Source organism: Cupriavidus basilensis, assembly GCF_029335485.1.
Classification (GTDB): Bacteria; Pseudomonadota; Gammaproteobacteria; order Burkholderiales; family Burkholderiaceae; genus Cupriavidus; species Cupriavidus basilensis_E.
Map to the genome: position 1 here is coordinate 38,406 of NZ_JARJLM010000302.1, position 16,161 is coordinate 54,566.

The following is a 16,161-nucleotide window of genomic DNA, read 5'->3' on the forward strand; positions in this document are numbered from 1 at the left end:
TTTCTGCCCTTCGGCGTTACGGTAGGTGCGCGTCGGCTCGGGTGCCGGCGGCGGCGCGACTACGGCAAAGCAACCGGCTGCCTGGAGGTCGGTCATCACTGATCTGCTACGCCACTAGCGCCAATGCTCTAATCGCGATGAAAATGTGAAATTCACGCAGCCTTTTGTACTGCGCCACTTGCAAGATCTCGCTGGCGCTTGCTTCGCAAGCAATAGTCTGCTTCCATCCCCTAGGAAAATCGACATGCAGCCTGACAATCAGATGGTTTGAATCTTGCTTGAGAAATTGAAATCGTTCGCCGCAGTACTAAAAGCCTCTCGGCTGGAGTTCCGCCTTTAGACTAAAGGCGTGCCTGGCCCAGCCCAGATTCCCCGTCGACATCCTCACGCATTTTGTGCGGAGCGCTGAACCCATGCCAACTAGAATCATGCGGGGCCGTTTGACGGGCTTGCGGCTTCTGTCCATTACAATGGCCGCCGCGCTGCCATTCCTGTTGATGTTGCAGGTCATCTATATAGAGGCCCAGCGGCAAGCGGAAGAAGAAGCCATTGCCGCCAGCGAGATCGTGCTGCGCCAAACCGAGACCATGCTCAATCAAGCCGTCAACCTGACGGGGGTCCTGGCCACACTCGCCGCGCAGCCTTGCGACCAGGTGGCAGCCCAGCTACAGCAGATCGGGGCCTTCAGGCCTTATTTCCGCTCGCTGTTCTTGGTGCGTGACGACACCCTCTACTGCTCGTCGGCAACCGGCGCATTGCAACTGCCCATACCGCATCTTACGAAGCGGCCCGGCCCGCTTCCGATGGGCAGAAGCCTGTATATCCTGCCGGGCACACCCAAGGTGCCCGACCGCCCGGCACTACTCGTGGCACTGCGCTTGGACGGCGGGCGCGGCGCCATCGCCACGCTGGACGGCCAGTATCTGCAGGATCTCCTCGCCGCTGCCAGCCCACGGGACCGCTTCGCCATGGCGATTGTGCTAAAACACTCAGGCAGCGTACTGGCGGGGCCTGGCGGGTCACCGCTGACCACGCCTGGCCTCGACACGCTCCCACCGCTACCGTCCGAGCGCTACTCGCTCTCCGTGCATGCCGGTATCCAGCCCTCGGTGATTGCAGCACTGCGCAATCAGCTGTTGGCTCACTACGCGCCCTTCATGCTGTTGGCATCGTTGCTGCTCGCGTACGCAGCCTATCGTTTCCATATGCAGCGCCTGTCGATGGTGGCCGAGATCCGCCGCGGCATGCGCAACAACGAATTCCATGTGCACTACCAGCCCTTGCTTGAACTCGCCAGCGGCAGGACATCTGGCGTGGAAGCGCTCATCCGCTGGAACAAGCCGGGTGCTGGGCCGATCCGCCCTGACCTGCTGTTCAGCGTGGCAGAAGACAACGGGCTGGCGCTTCCCCTCACGCGGCATCTTTTTGCCCTGATACAACGTGACGTCGAATCGCTGTCGTTCCCGCCCGGCTTCCATATTGGCGTCAATATCACGGCGGAGCACCTAGCCAGCACAGACATGATTGCGGATGTGCAGCGCCTGCAGCAAGCGCTGCACGGAAAAGCGCCACGTCTGGTGCTGGAGATCACGGAACGCAAGGTTGTGCCCGACACCGATGCGGTGCTGAAGAACATACAGGCGCTGCGCGCGGCTGGGGTGCAATTCGCCATCGACGATTTCGGAACGGGGCACAGTTCGCTGGCGTACCTGGAGAGATTCACGGTGGACTACATCAAGATCGATCGCGGCTTTGTCTCGGTGATCAACACGGATGCCGTGAATGCGCCGGTGCTGGAGTTGATCATCGCCTTGGGCGCACGCCTTGACGTCACGCTGATTGCGGAGGGTATCGAGACCGAGACACAGGCGGCCTACTTGCGCGGCAAAGGCGTGAAGTATGCACAGGGCTTCCTGTTTGCCCGGCCTATGAGCGCACGGGCATTGCAGTCGTGGATTGATAGCCAGTCACTGCAGGATCCGGGATCTGAGTTAGGTAGCGGGATTGCAGGATAACGCTGCGCACAAGGAGCCTGGTACGCTGCGTCAGTTATTGAGATTTCCGTAAAACATGACGACCGATTCCATGCTGGCGCGTTGTCTCTCTAACGGAATGGTTGGAGATGGGTGGCATGGCGAAGAAGCGCTGGCGGGCTGGCCGGATGCTATTGGCGGGCAAGCGTCCGGCAAAGGTGGCGTTGGCCGTGGGGCTAGCCCGACAGACCGCGTACACGTGGAAGGGCTTGCTCGATGAAGGCGGAATCGATGCGCTACGGGCCGTGCCCGGTCGAGGCCGTCCGGCCAGACTGGAGGACGAGCAACTCGCCGGACTGTGCAAGGCGCTACTACAAAACCCGACCGAACACGGCTTTGGCACCGAACTATGGACGCTCAAGCGCGTGGGTGCGCTCATCCAGCGCATGTACGGTGCTGAGTTCGGACAAACGCAAATCTGGCGCCTCGTTGGGACCCTGGGTTTCAGCGTGCAAAAGGCCTGCGCGCCGAGCAATCGAGCACGACGAAGAGGCTGTACGCCCGAGGAAGCAGCGCACCTGGCCGGCACTTAAAAAAACCCGGCGCGAGCGCCGATTGATCGTCTTCATCGACGAATCCGGTATCAGCGAACGCCCCACACGGATGCAGACCTGGGCGTTGAAGGGGCAAACGCCGGTTATCCGGTTCCACTTCGCTATACAAAAAAAGAGCATCTGCCGGTGAGACAGATGCTCGCGGGAAATACCAGGAGGGGGGTAACCTCACAAGTGAAGCAGCACAGGGGGAGCTAGCGCTACTGTTTGCAAGTATCGCGTCTCGATAGCCGAATGAGAATAGTAAAACATCCAAATACGTTCCCGCAGCAAAAGATTTCTCGGTGATAACACCGGCCGTCGACTCGATTGCCTGCCTGGGCGTCATCGCCAACCCAGCCGTCACCTTCGATTGATGCTATTGCGCTGATTGGTTGCCTCCCCCCCTTCCTGTAGGGTGCCGAAGTCGATATATTGTGTCACTATAGATCCATCTGCCAGAGCAGGATTAGCACGAGATCGTGCCCAGGGGCTTATCCCTCTTCATCGTCACGTAGGACACCTTACTTTCCCGCGATCCACTCCAGCATCTGTTTCTATTGGGAGGCGATATGGCAGTCTGGAATTTCGAACCGCAGATGCGGAACGTAGGAGTTTTCCCGGATATCCTGGCACTGGGTGACTCCTGGTTCTGGTACCCGGAGAACAATCTACTCAATCCGATCGATAAGCTCTGTGCCGGCACGAATACACTCTGCCTGGGCGCCAACGGGGCCGAATCCGTGCAACTGGCTGCCCACCGATACCGTGAATACTTCCGGGCTTACCTAAAGACCTTCGACACCATCAAGGTCGTCCTGCTCAGTGCCGGGGGCAACGACTTTGCTGGCCTGGACGACTTTGCCGATCTGCTCAACCAGGATTGCTCCCAGTGTCAGAACCCGGCCGACTGCTTCCGTCAAGCTGAACCCGGCAATCTGTTCGATGCGGTGATCAAGTCCTATCGGACGTTGATCGCAGACGTCGTCGAACTACGACCGGACGCAAAGGTTCTGGTCCACAGCTATGACTACGCCATTCCTGATGGTCGAAGCTTCCACGGGATTTCCGGGCAGTGGCTGAAGATCCCCATGAACAATTGTCACGTACCAATGCCGGGAGACCTGTCCACAGACTCATTCCGGCGACAACTGGTAAAACTCCTGATCGACGACATGACGACGCACCTGTCGGCGCTCGAAAAGGACAATCCGGGACGAGTCATACGGGTAAACACCCCAGGGACGCTGACCGACGACCAATGGAGTAATGAGCTGCATCCGACTTTTGGTGGATTCGCTAAGCTGGCGGCGACCCGCTTCGCTCCATTGATAAAGCCACTGCTATTGGTGTGATATCGCCCTGCCCCTCTCTTTCTGGTTTGTTTTCCGCTCGTTCCTGAGCACGTCATGCGGACTGCGTCTGCATGACGTGTCATGTCTAGCATTCCAGCCCCATGCCTGCGTCACTGGGCCAGCGCGCTGACAACCGTACCGGAAGCGCTGCCAATGTCGTCACCGGCATTGCATCTTGCCCTGGTTCGACCCGGTCGTCGCCGCCGGGGAATTCCATCATCGGAACGAATACCGCCCGCGCTTCCTGGGTGGCACCCTTCGTGTCAGCCGTGCCCCTCTCTTTCGCTTTGTATTGCTCGATCCAGCAGCGCAACTGGTTCGCATTCACCCCCGCCTTGATCGCCAGGTTGGCCATCGACATCCCAGGCCTCAGGCACGCTTTCACCAGCCGTCCCTTGTCACCTCTATCAAAACTGCGCTTGTCGTTGGCGCCGACATTGATCACCTGCAGCGGCAAGAAATCCAAATCGATCTGGCCCATGAGTTGTGTCCACTAAAAAATGCGGACTCAATCCTGCGCCGTCTGGCGCTTCCCACGCTATGAGTGGCAAATTTCGCGCTTACAGAATGCTTGCGTAATATATATATTTATTGCGCTTAATGAGCAGTCAGGAATTTTGATAGAAATTCTGGAACCGGCGGAGTTCAGTTGAGTCAAATTTGCCATGAAGCGAGACGGAGGGCAGATGAACCACCGCGTCGGAAGCCCATCCGCAAGATGGCGGTGGAGCGGGTACGCGAGGGTGAATCTCCAAATCAGGTGATTGCTAGCCATGGCTTTCATCGCTGCGTGGTTTACCGCTGGCTTAAAGCCGCAGGCAGACGGGGTAAAGGGTTTCACGGCTTGGACGCGCGGCCAGCTACGGGTCGCGCGCAAGCTCAGCACCGCGCAGGAACGCCAGGTCTATCCGGCCATCGCCCGTCAGGCACGTGCCGAATCCGTCCACGTGTTTTCCTGAGATGAGTCGGGCTTCCGGGCCGATACCGTGTACGGTAAAGCCTGGGCGGCCAAGGGCCAAACTCCCATCGTGCAAGTGCCCGGTCAACGCCAGAGCATCAGCACGGCCTCGGCGGTAAATGCGCGCGGGGCAGGCCACGCGAGGGAAAACTCACGCCGCATTTTATGCCGGACTGTGCGCCCGACCTCGCCCCGACGAGTTGGTGTGGAGTTACGCCAAGACTACGGGTCCGGCGCGCAGGCCTCCGCGCAAAGGCGAAACGATGAAGGCGCGCGTCGATGGTCAACTCCAAGCCGTCGCCGATGATCCAGCTCTTGTTCGCTCATTCTTCTGGCATCCGATTGTTTCCTACATTACTGACTGCTGAGTAATTAGCGCATCGGATCCCGCCAGATGGGTATCCTACACAAATTTCAAGCACGTACCTCGTGCTGGCAACTGAGAATGGGATTCGCTCAGGTGGTTCATTTGACAATCGAATAAACAAGAAACGGTGCGGAGCGCCGACCTCCGCGCAGAATTTCAAGTGATTCGCTGCGCCGGCTGGTTGGGAAGGAGAGCCGAGTGGCTGGCCGGGTGACGTACATGCCATAGCGATCACGTCGCAGCACTGGCTTTATGGGCGCCAGAAATCCTGGTCCAGCCGACACTGGAGGCGCGGCCTTGGTGCAGCGCTGCGCGAATCGACGCAATCATAGTTAAACAGCTATTTGATACGGCCGTTCGATGAAAAACATCGCCGAATTACGATTTACGTCGTTGGTGAGATCGCCATAATCTAGTTCAACTACGATAGCTAGCAGGTCTACTCGTGCAGTTCGAATTGAGTCTTGGGTATGAAGAAGATAACGGTATCGATTGCAGATGATCATCCCATAGCAATCCAGGCGGTCAGTTCACTGGTTAGCGTGGTTCCAGGTTTCACCGTCGTCCACGAGTGCCTTTCTGGTGCCGATCTGCTGCAGAAGCTGGCGGAGAAGCCCACAGACATCGTGGTCACCGATTTCAGCATGAGTCGGGACGATCTCTCGATAGATGGCTTCGTACTGCTGCGCAGGATCCGGGATTGCGCGCCCGCCTGCGGTATTGTTCTATTTACCGCCCAGAAGAACCCAAGTGTTTTGCGGCGAGCATTGATGCAATCGGTCAATGCTGTGGTGTGCAAGGAGGACGAACTCAGTGAGGTGATACAAGCTTGCCTGCTTGTTCAGCGAGGCAGCGGACAATTCTGCTCGCCAGTAGCGAAGGCGGTGTTGGATCAAGCCGACGGGGGCGGGATGCGGAGAAGTGAACAGCTGACGCGTAAGGAACTCGATGTACTGAGACTCTATGCGGCCGGGCACTCACTAGTTCAGATTGCCGATCAACTCGGTCGCGCCGTGAGCACAATATCGACGCAAAAGTATACAGCGATGAGGAAGCTGCATCTCACATCGAATACTGAGCTCATTCGCTATGCCGTTGAGACAGGCCTGATTTAAAGATGATGGGCACTGAGTAGCTGCCAAGGGTCAATGGTGATGATTCTTAATAGAGACCAAGAGGCACATAAGAATGCCTTTGACGCATTAACGGCGACGGTCCGGCGGGAACGCCTGTTCTTCTACTGGGGGATTAGCCTCGCCACCGCTGGCGTTTTGTGTGCTGCGATACTGGCAACATACCTCTGCATGCGTGCAGAGGTTGAGCGGAGATCAGACCAATTGGGTCGGTACGCCTCGGAGGTGGGGAGGATCATTGAGCATGACGAAGTTTTTGTCCGGCGCATGAGTCATACGGTCAAGCACTTTTTCTCGAGTGCCGGAGAATGGCAGGCAGGACGGTTTGGCGACGTGATTCAATCACTCAGAACTTCGGAAGAAGCCCGGGGTCGCCCTGCATTCAAGGCTGATACATTTTTGATTGTACTTCCACAGGAGGGGAAGAAGGGCCTGGAACCCGGATGGGAAGCGCAGGCTAATGCGCTCGCAAACATCGCGGCTGGCGGCATGTCAACATTGGATGCGATGAAAATCAAGCGGCGTGCGTATGTGGTCGGACTCGATCGTGACTATGCTGCCATCTTTCCAGCGGCGGACTATCGACTATCGAACGACGTGCAGGGGACTAGTCCATTGGCTTTGGTACAGTCGTTGCGGGAAAAGGGAGTCGTTGGAGAGAAGGTCCTGGGGGCAACGGAAGGCGTACACTGGAAGTACCCATTGGTGGACAAGGACCAGGCTGAGAGCGTCTTGAGTTGCGTTGGCGTGATTGAGGTGGCGGGAAGAGGTCTCGTCCTGTTTGGTTCGGACCTGCCCGTCAAGTCTCTCCTGGCCGGAGTCCGACGCGAGGTTGAATATGGTGCGCTGGGGTTGTACAGTGCGACCGCCCTCCTGATTGATCAGAGCGCTGCCGGCGCATGGTTTGACCGAGGGGCAGCGCTGGTGCTGCAGCAGTCGCGCGCACGCGGACCGCGCTTTACAAGCGACGGGATGTATCTCATCGAGCCCGTCAGCGAACACTTCGGTCATCTGGTCTATGGCTTAAGCTATATCGACCTTCTCAGGTCGGTGGCGCGGCCCACAGGCTGGATCTGGGCGCTCGGTGGCACCTTTCTTTTTACGTTGCTTGCGGCGGCCTATCAGTGGGATAGGCGCGTCCTGGCGAGGGGGCACATAGCGTCCAGGCGTGCTATCGAGAACGAGATACTGAACCATGTCCTTGTAAGCGCGGTGCCGATCGGCTTGCTCATCGTTTGTGCCCGGGACTATTCGGTCGTGCGGACAAATTTGTTGGCAGCATCGCTTCTTGACATGCGTGCGCCAATGAAACTGCCGTTTTCAATCGAAACAGAGTTCCGCGCGCGCTCAGCTGGCTGCGCGCAGGCGGGATCCGAAATCGTGCACTTCAATATAAGCTTGAGCCGTGAAGCTGGCGGCAATCCGTTTTTTCTTCAAATTGCCTTCGCACCCTCGAGCTATAACGGAGAGGCGGTGCTGATTTGTGCTGTCAGCGACGCAACGACCCAGAAACTGGCCGAACTCGAATCCACGAAGGCGCGGGAAGAGTCGGACCGGCTGCTCCGCGCGAGATCGAACTTCTTTGCGTCGGTGAGTCACGAGATCAGAACCCCGTTGAGTGTCATCCTTGGAAACGTCGATCTACTTCCCGTCGGAAAGTTGAACGACGCCGAAGTAGGCCGACTTAAGGCCGTACATACGGGTGCGCAAGCTCTGCAGCGGATTGTGACCGATATTCTTGATCTATCGAGAATCGAGGCTGGCGAAATGAAACTCGTGGAGTCCAAGTTCTATCCTCTCCAATGTGTGGAGGGGGTGGTTCAGGGCTATGTGGAACGTGCAATCTCGAAACACATCGATCTCCACATCTTCGCGGATCCGGCCATGGGACGACACGCTATGATCGGCGACCCGAGCAGGATCTCTCAAATCCTCGACAACCTCCTTAGCAACGCGTTCAAGTTCACGCATGCCGGGCGAGTGGCAGTCAGGGGCTCTCTCGTCCTCGAAACGCCGAAGTCTGCGACCTTGATGCTCGAGGTGACCGATTCCGGCGACGGGATGGACGAGCAACTGGTTGAACGTATCTTCACGCCATTTGCGCAAGCGGACGGAGAAGGCCGGCGATATGCCGGGACGGGGCTAGGACTTTCGATTTGCGCGACCCTTTGCAGGTTGATGGGCGGCACAATTTCCGCGAAGAGCATCCTTCATGTGGGCTCAGCCTTCACTGTGCGACTGCCTGTCTCTGTCGCGCCGAGTCAAGCTGTTGCGATGAGCGAGACGATGGGAAGTGCGCTGATTGTTACGGAGATGAGCGAATACGGCGGATGTCTACAGGCATGGCTTACCGACTGGGGATGGTGTGCTTCAATTCGGGACGGGGCGGCGTCTGCGCTGGAGATCTCGGACGCTTCGGCAGATGTGGTCGTGCTTGCTGATAGCAATGCAGGTTGCGCCCTGGAGATTTCGAACAGAGTGCAGGTACCGGTCATCCTGGTAGCGCAGATGGCGGTGCAACGACCCATACGGTTGGCCGAGCGTGTGATCGAGGTGACCGCATTCAACACCGAGGCGCTCAAGGAGGCGTTGCAACTTGCCATGGGGCAGGCCCCGGCAGAGCGGATGCAGACCTTGCCCGTGGCCGATGAGGGAATTGGCATCGTCTCGTCTCCCGGCCGCCGCGACCAGGGCATGGCACTGACCGTGCTTGTTGTGGACGATAGCAAGTTAAATCGGGAGTTGTTGGTCGATCAAGTCCGCTCGCTCGGATATGGCGTTCTAAGCGCAGCTGGCGGCGCTGAGGCCCTTGTGACGTTGCATCACAACCATGTTGATATCGTGCTGACCGATCTGGATCTGCCTGGGATGAGCGGGGTAGAGCTACTTGACGCCGTGCGCAAGCAGAATTCAGGTCTTCCGGTGGTAGCGGTGAGTGCCTATGAATCTGATAGCGAGGTGGAGAGGAGACTTGCCCAGGGCTTCTTCGACTATATCGCCAAGCCTGTCAATCTCGATAGGCTATCGCGTGTGCTGGTTCGGTGCCATACATCACATCCCGAGGAAGATATTGTGGACGATCGGTGGTTGGAGCAAGCCCTGGCGATGGACCGCGGCGGGAAAGAGGCATTGGTAACCAGGTTTCAGGCGCACGCGAAAGAAGAGTTGGCTGAGCTGGAACGGCTGGTGCCAAACCGGGATGTGCGTGCGCTCGAACGGTGGATGCATCGGATGCGAGGCACGCTGCTCTTGATAGGGCACCAAACTCTCGCGGAAAGATGTATCGAGGTCGAATTGGCATGCACGGGTACGGGCGAATGGTGCGACGACTGGCGTGCCATGGTGAATGACATCGAAGCGCGTGTCGCCGCGCTATGTTTGGGCGACATGGCCGCTTCGGAAGGGTCGCGTGAGTAGGGTTTTGATCCGGCTTCACGGTGGTGTTGAATGCTCTTGTATCGTGGCCAATGATCGAGCCGGCTGGCCTTTGGCGCAGGGGGTCGGGCTGGTGATGCCCATCGGGTGTAGGAGCAGCACGGAGATATATGGAGCGATTGCGATGGACTGCGGAAAACTCGCTTGCTAGCATGACTTCAAGCTGTTCTTCCGGGGGCGTCAGTGAGGGTGTGATCGTTCAGGAGAGCACCGATCCGCAGTTCGCCAACGCTCTATGCGCTGTTCTTGAATCTATCGCTTCTCGTCGTGCAATTACCGGTGTTCCAGGGATACATATGAAATACCAGAACCGGCGATACGGCTATGCCACGAGGTCCTGTCGTGACGAGGGCTATGCTTCACTACAAGGGGATACTGCTCACGATTCCATGATGCGCTAGCTGTAAGGACGGCCTTACCGGCCTGCAACTGCCGTAGTCTTATACAAGATTGAGCACGAGAAGTCGTTGTTTCTTGCTTAACCAGAGAGATCCACTCGGTTGCTGATCCAGATTCCGACTCCTACCCCGCAGCCCTACAACCTCTGCGCGTGCCCGGAAAAGATAGCGATCAGAAGCGATCGCATTAGAGAACGGGGATTGATCAGCTGACCAAGACAGGGCGATGGGCTTTCACATCGTGCTATCCGATCCGATCATGGGTCGCTCTCCAGTTTGGGGCTGAGTGTTCTGGAATGCCGTTCTCCGCATTGCGGTGGATTCGGGAACAAGCCAAAGCGCTCGCGATACGAGACAAATTATGAGAATGAGAAGTTATTCTTCCTTGATGGTTCTGGTTGTGGAGGACGACCCATTCCAGCAGTCTGCGATGAGGGAGCTGTTACTTGGACTTGGTGCAGGCAAGATTCTCGCAGTGTCCGGCGGACGGGAAGCGATCGAGGCATTGGGGCGATGGTGCTTCGATATCGTACTGTGCGACATCGATTTGCCGGATCTTAACGGACCAGAGTTGATGCAGGAACTGCGACGTCTCGCAAGCTATGGATCTCTTGGCGAAGCACCGGTATGGGTATGGATCTCCGCTATGGCTGAGGACATAATCTATTCCCATGCCGGCATCGCCAGCACCGTCGGATTTCGCCAGGTGTGTGCGTTGAAGAAGCCGCTGACCAACGCAGCGATCGCCCCGGCTTTGCAGATAGCTTTAACTCGCGATACGCGGAGAGATGAGCAAGGCGGAGAGCCTGATACGCCGGACGATGCAGAACTCACGGAGGCGCTACGCGTCAAGGATGGTTTTGCGGTTGTCCTGCAACCGCAGGTCAACATCTCGACGGGCAAGCTCGTGGGGGCCGAGGCGCTGTGTCGCTGGAAGCACTCTCCTGTGGGCAGGATCGCACCCGACAAGTTCATTCCACGGCTGGCAGCGCTCGGGCACCTGGAAGCACTATTCTTCCTTGTCCTGGGCCGGTGTCTTGGGGTACAGCAGCACCTGATCAATTGCGGTATGTCGATACCGATCGGAATCAATGTATCAGCGCAGACTCTGTGCAATCCCGGCTGGTTCGAACGATTCGAGACCGAGGTTGGTTCAAGCGGGGTCACGCCAAAATTCCTCATTATCGAGGTGACCGAAGACGGCCCGATCCCAGACATGTGCCAGTTGGCGATCACCTTGAACCGGCTGCGGTTGCGTGGATACGGTGTGGCGATTGATGATTTCGGGGTTGGGATTGCAACGCCCACGCTTTTGGCTGACCTGCCGTTTACGCAAATGAAGCTCGATCGATCATTTGTCTCTGCTCTCGCCGAGAATAACCAACGTACCGCGATTTGCCGTAGCCAGATCAGTCTGGCGCGTGATCTCGAGCTCGAGTGCGTCGCTGAAGGCGTTGAAACGGAGAAGCAGCGAGATGCGCTTCTGGATCTCGGGTGTGAGATTGGGCAGGGATATTTATGGTCCAGGCCGAAGTCCGAGGCAGCCTTTCTGTCTGACGTGGTGGCTGGACGATTGAACCTGCGGCGCGACGATTCGACGGATCGATAGCGCGGCCCCCCCCCCCGCATCCTGCCACATTCTCCGGCTGTTGAGTTGGAGCCACCGTTCGTTCACTGTTTCTATGAGTTCTCCGATGGGCGCGATACGCATCGATCAGCTGTTTCGGCTCGTTGCCGTGATTGTTCTGGGAGTGACAATGAGTGGTGCCGGAGTACTCCTGGCACGAGACTGGAGGTCATACAAGGCAACAGAGCGTGCCGCAATGCTCCTGCAGGTTCTCAGGACGACGCTGAGCTCATCTGAGTATCTGTCAGCTGAGCGAGGGCCAATGAATGCGCTGATTGGTGCTACGCAACCAGACGGAGCCGGTTTAAGAGCGGCGCTTGATCTGGCAAGGGCGCAAAGTGACGCAACCCTAGAGGCCGCGATCAAGCGGCTCCAGGAATCGTCCTGCGACGACTGCAAGCGCGACGCTGCACTCATGAGGTCGGCCCGTGAGCGCCTCCAGCTAGCGCGACAGGATATCGATCGCCTCGCGGCTATGCCGCGGGAAGAACGATCAACGCGCGCCGCAGATCATGCAATTTCCAGGATGTTTCGGTTTATTGAGGATATGAATCTTGTCACTGACCGCATCATCCTTGAATTAATCCGCGACGAGCCATCGGTGGCGGAACACGTATTGGTAGCACGTCTTGCTGCAGAGCTGCGAGAACAAGCTGGCCGCGCAGGATCGCTTTTCACACCGGCGCTGATGAGCCGGAAGGCACTGTCTGCAGATGAAATGGAGAGACTCTGGCTGGTGATTGGACGCATTCATGCCCTGGGTGATTTGATCGGGAGAGGCACGCTTAGGCATCCTGTCGCGGTAACGCAGATGCAGAGGATCTATTTTGATGGCGGCATTGCTTATCTGAGGCAGACCGCACGGGCGGGATCCAAGGAAGCAATGATGCCCACGGCGGCGTCGTTCGCGCAACACTATGTGCCCCTCATGCGGCCGATTACAGCGCTGCGGGATGCCGAGCTTGATGCCGCCATCCGGTATGTGGACGAGCGGAAAAATAGTACACGCAATGCCCTGGGCCTGCTGGCCGCGGTTGTTGTGACGATCATTCTTTCGATTGTGTCCGTCCTCGTCCTCTTTTCACGGAGAATAATCGAGCCGATATCCGCCGCGACTGTTTCGATCCTGAGTTTCGCGAGCGGGAATTACTCCACACCGGCCTATTCATTCAGGTGGAAGGATCAGATCGGGGCGCTTCTTGACGCGCTGCAGGCCTTAAGGGATGCCATGGTGCGAAACGGCCAGCTGGAGTCCGAACGTTCGACGCTGGTCGAGCGATTGCGGGAGGCAGTGAGTGATAGTCAGGTTCAGGCGGGGCTGCTGGAAGAGGCACGAGACGCAGCGGTTGCATCATCCGAGGCAAAAGGCAGATTTCTGGCCATGATGAGTCATGAAATCAGAACACCGATGCATGGTCTGCTTGGTCTATTGGAAGCGTTGCGGCGAACCATTCTTGATGCCCAACAACGGCATTACCTGGACGTTGCGGACAGTTCCGCTAAAGCACTGATGCAGATACTTAACGACATCCTGGAGTATTCAATGGTTGATGCCGGTACGCTTGCCATGATGCCAGCACCTACGGATCTTCGGGAGGTCGTTGATGAGGTCATGGCGGCACTGGCGGGGAGCGGGGAGAGTAAAGGGCTTGAGATGGCGGTATATGTCCATCCGGGTGTTGCCGCAACGTATCTTGCAGACGCGTACCGGCTTCGCCAGGTCTTGCTCAGCCTTCTTTCGAACGCAATCAAGTTTACGTCGCAAGGACGCGTTGGGATATCGGTCAGTCTCGGAAAAGTAGACGGCACGAGGCAGCAGGTGGTGCTTACAGTCTACGATACCGGGATCGGTATCTCGGAGACGGCCCAGAAGGGACTGTTTCTCCCGTTCGAGCAATCCCAGGGGACGCTCACACGTCGTTTCGGCGGAGTGGGAATTGGCCTGGCGATCAGCAAGCGTCTGGTTGAGATGATGGGTGGGACCGTAGAGATCGCGAGTGCCGAACATCTCGGGACGTCGGTGATAATTAGGATCGACCTGACCGCGGAGCGCGAGCAGTACGATTTCCCGGAGTTCAAAGGGCGGGTGATTCTCATCGGCACCGAAATGATCAACGTAACAAAGTCGCTGCGGGCCTTCGCGCTAGCGGCAGGGATGGAGCCAATAGAGGGACGATTGTGGCCGCGGGATAGGGGGATGCCTACCCTATATGTGCGGGACGCGGAAGGTGGCATGCCCGGGTGGCCGGGGCATGCCATGCTGGTTGGGCGGCTCGATTCCGTGCGGCCGGAAGGCGTCTCGGAGTTGCCGAACTATTGGGCGAACCCACCGAACTGGTCTCTCTTCGTTGCCGCTTGCCAGGAAGCGATCGCTCAGAATGCAAGTGAGGACGGCGCCGGCAGCGGCTTCGCTGAACCCTCGCTGGATTGGGCGGCGATGGGCCCAGTGGTAGTAGCGGATGATAGTCCCGTTAACTGCCTGGTTCTGACGAATCAGTTGAGGCAGCTAGGCTGCGAGGCGGTCCTCACCTGTAGCCATGGTGAAGAGGCATGGAGCGTTCTTTCGACTACGAGAGTTGCACTCCTCATCACCGATGTCTATATGCCGAAGCTGGACGGCATCGAGTTGATTTTGCGTGTGCGCGCTGCTGAGCTTGCATCCAATCACCGTACGCGGATTGTCGCCATTACTGCTTCCGTCTTAAAGGAGACGGAACAGCGATGTCGTGACGCCGGTGCAGAAGTGTTTCTGACCAAGCCGGTGTCAGTAAATCAACTGCGAAGCGCTCTCGCTCAAATGTACGGGGCGAAGTGAAGGATATTTTCCAATAGTCCTCTTTGTCCATTTCGCCGAAGCTGGACATGCATTTTTATCGATGCATACGTAAGCGGATGACTCGTGTGACCTGGGCGCCGCCGTGGATGTAGAGTGACACCCCTCGGGGCCTGTCTGCCGCGCGGTCCAGCTTCGTGAGATGCATCCATCCACGTTCGCTCCCCCTTCAGATCTATATGCATTGTGTACGAGCGGATCGAAAATCGAGTGCGAGGGCGCTGAACCGCCGACAGCAATCATCCAGTTTTCGATGGCGATCTGGCTAATCAGCAGGGGAGCGCGATGACGGCGACCCTCATCGAGGGCTTGGCTAGGGTCGCGGTGGCACGATCAACATAATCAGCCGCGCGAGGCGAGTTCGCAGAAAATGGACAACTTACTATATCCGACCCTGAATCCTGTCGATAAGATTCGTCCTTGAAATATCTCCACGTCGAGGCACCGCCAAGTCTGTGTCAACCCGGGCAGCGTCGATTTGGAAATCGCGGAGGTCGAGGACGTCTCAACTTTGCTTTCGTTGAGCGAGTTTGCAGGTCCGTTGCGGCAATTTTTGGTTCGTCTCTTTCTGAATGATTTCGGATCAGTCTTTCCACCTCTTGCGGCGATGGGCTCATACGGGTTGACGGGGTGAAGCTAGATCAAGCCTTCCTTCGTGGAATTCCGGCATACCCCCGCCATTGCATTTCTGAAAAGTATTCCGGGTTTTTGTCCGAAATTATCGTTGCCGGTAGTCGCCGAAGGTGTTGAAAACGGAGCGCAATTGGAGGGGCTGGTCAGTCATGGTGACATCGAAGTCCAAACAAGCGTTGATCCCCATCACCCTATGGCTTGGCAAAGGACATTTTTGCCCATTATTGGCGGGCGAAATTGTGAAGTAGCTGCATGCCTCGGCAATAGAAAGGCCGCCTGCATGTTCTCTGTAGTCTCTTTTTTTCTCTTCTCTACTCTTCTCTTTGAGGTTCACCCATGAAAACGAAGCTGCTGTCAACCATGATCGCCGCCGGCGTCATCGCTCTCTCCCAGAATGCGCTGGCAGCCGATGGCACCATTACCTTCAACGGTAGTATCACCGCGCAGACCTGCACCATCAACGGCGGTGTCGCCGCGACCAACTTCACCGTCACGCTGCCGCCCGTGTCGAGCGCGAGCCTGGCCAGCGCCGGGCAGACGGCCGGCCGTACGCCGTTCAACATCGCGCTGACGAACTGCACGGGGACCGGGGGCAATGTGCACACCTACTTCGAGGCGGGTTCGACTACCGACGCGAGCGGCAACCTGAACCTGGACGCCAATGGCGCCACCAATGTCCAGCTGGGTCTGCTGAACTCCGACGCCACCGCGATCAAGGCTGGCTACGCCGACGCGTCGCAGAACTCGAAGGCGGTTGCGATCACCGGCGGCTCCGCCACCCTGTCGTACTTCGTGCAGTACGTCGCGACAGGTGTAGCCACCGCCGGCGCGGCGACCTCCAAGGTGCTCTACACCA

The 16,161-nt window shown here is 57.6% G+C and carries 9 protein-coding genes and 2 pseudogenes; 10 read left to right on the plus strand and 1 reads right to left on the minus strand.

Annotation, left to right across the window (positions count from 1 at the left end; genetic code table 11):
* Positions 1 to 413 precede the first annotated feature (413 nt).
* The 3 genes and pseudogenes from P3W85_RS17650 (at position 414) to P3W85_RS17660 (ending at position 3,921) form a co-directional block, all read left to right on the plus strand.
* Positions 414 to 2,015, plus strand: a complete 1,602-nt coding sequence (locus tag P3W85_RS17650) for an EAL domain-containing protein (RefSeq protein ID WP_276265737.1) — start codon at positions 414 to 416, stop codon at positions 2,013 to 2,015.
* Between the two features lie 107 nt (positions 2,016 to 2,122).
* Positions 2,123 to 2,687: pseudogene (locus tag P3W85_RS17655) on the plus strand (IS630 family transposase); the annotation flags it as partial.
* A 451-nt stretch (positions 2,688 to 3,138) separates the two neighbouring features.
* On the plus strand, positions 3,139 to 3,921 hold the full coding sequence (locus tag P3W85_RS17660) for a hypothetical protein (protein ID WP_276265738.1): 783 nt from the start codon (positions 3,139 to 3,141) through the stop codon (positions 3,919 to 3,921).
* A gap of 85 nt (positions 3,922 to 4,006) precedes the next feature.
* Here P3W85_RS17660 and P3W85_RS17665 read toward each other — a convergent pair whose 3' ends face one another.
* Positions 4,007 to 4,402 (minus strand): transposase, encoded by a 396-nt coding sequence (locus P3W85_RS17665; RefSeq protein WP_276265739.1) that lies wholly within the window; start codon positions 4,400 to 4,402, stop codon positions 4,007 to 4,009.
* Positions 4,403 to 4,586: 184 nt separating this feature from the next.
* Here P3W85_RS17665 and P3W85_RS17670 point away from each other — a divergent pair.
* The 7 genes and pseudogenes from P3W85_RS17670 to P3W85_RS17700 form a co-directional block, all read left to right on the plus strand.
* Positions 4,587 to 5,247 (plus strand): annotated as a pseudogene (locus P3W85_RS17670) (transposase).
* Between the two features lie 469 nt (positions 5,248 to 5,716).
* Positions 5,717 to 6,361 (plus strand): response regulator transcription factor, encoded by a 645-nt coding sequence (locus tag P3W85_RS17675; protein WP_276265740.1) that lies wholly within the window; start codon positions 5,717 to 5,719, stop codon positions 6,359 to 6,361.
* Positions 6,362 to 6,394: 33 nt separating this feature from the next.
* Positions 6,395 to 9,796, plus strand: a complete 3,402-nt coding sequence (locus P3W85_RS17680; protein ID WP_276265741.1) for an ATP-binding protein — start codon at positions 6,395 to 6,397, stop codon at positions 9,794 to 9,796.
* 804 nt (positions 9,797 to 10,600) lie between these two features.
* Complete coding sequence (locus P3W85_RS17685) at positions 10,601 to 11,821, plus strand: EAL domain-containing response regulator (RefSeq protein ID WP_276265748.1); 1,221 nt, start codon at positions 10,601 to 10,603, stop codon at positions 11,819 to 11,821.
* Positions 11,822 to 12,101: 280 nt separating this feature from the next.
* The gene (locus P3W85_RS17690) at positions 12,102 to 14,654 is read left to right on the plus strand and encodes an ATP-binding protein (protein ID WP_276265742.1); all 2,553 of its coding nucleotides are present in this window, start codon (positions 12,102 to 12,104) and stop codon (positions 14,652 to 14,654) included.
* 673 nt (positions 14,655 to 15,327) lie between these two features.
* Positions 15,328 to 15,645, plus strand: a complete 318-nt coding sequence (locus tag P3W85_RS17695) for a hypothetical protein (RefSeq protein ID WP_276265743.1) — start codon at positions 15,328 to 15,330, stop codon at positions 15,643 to 15,645.
* Positions 15,642 to 16,161, plus strand: a 520-nt coding sequence (locus P3W85_RS17700) for a fimbrial protein (RefSeq protein WP_276265744.1), incomplete at its 3' end; no start/stop codon positions are given. The genes P3W85_RS17695 and P3W85_RS17700, both read left to right, overlap by 4 nt.

What these genes read in the sequence shown, in the direction of transcription:
- P3W85_RS17680 (WP_276265741.1), top strand. Translation starts at nt 6,395, where the DNA reads ATGGTGATGATTCTTAATAGAGACCAAGAGGCACATAAGAATGCCTTT.
- P3W85_RS17690 (WP_276265742.1), top strand. Translation starts at nt 12,102, where the DNA reads ATGAATGCGCTGATTGGTGCTACGCAACCAGACGGAGCCGGTTTAAGA.
- P3W85_RS17665 (WP_276265739.1), bottom strand. Translation starts at nt 4,402, where the DNA reads ATGGGCCAGATCGATTTGGATTTCTTGCCGCTGCAGGTGATCAATGTC.
- P3W85_RS17685 (WP_276265748.1), top strand. Translation starts at nt 10,601, where the DNA reads ATGGTTCTGGTTGTGGAGGACGACCCATTCCAGCAGTCTGCGATGAGG.
- P3W85_RS17650 (WP_276265737.1), top strand. Translation starts at nt 414, where the DNA reads ATGCCAACTAGAATCATGCGGGGCCGTTTGACGGGCTTGCGGCTTCTG.
- P3W85_RS17675 (WP_276265740.1), top strand. Translation starts at nt 5,717, where the DNA reads ATGAAGAAGATAACGGTATCGATTGCAGATGATCATCCCATAGCAATC.
- P3W85_RS17660 (WP_276265738.1), top strand. Translation starts at nt 3,139, where the DNA reads ATGGCAGTCTGGAATTTCGAACCGCAGATGCGGAACGTAGGAGTTTTC.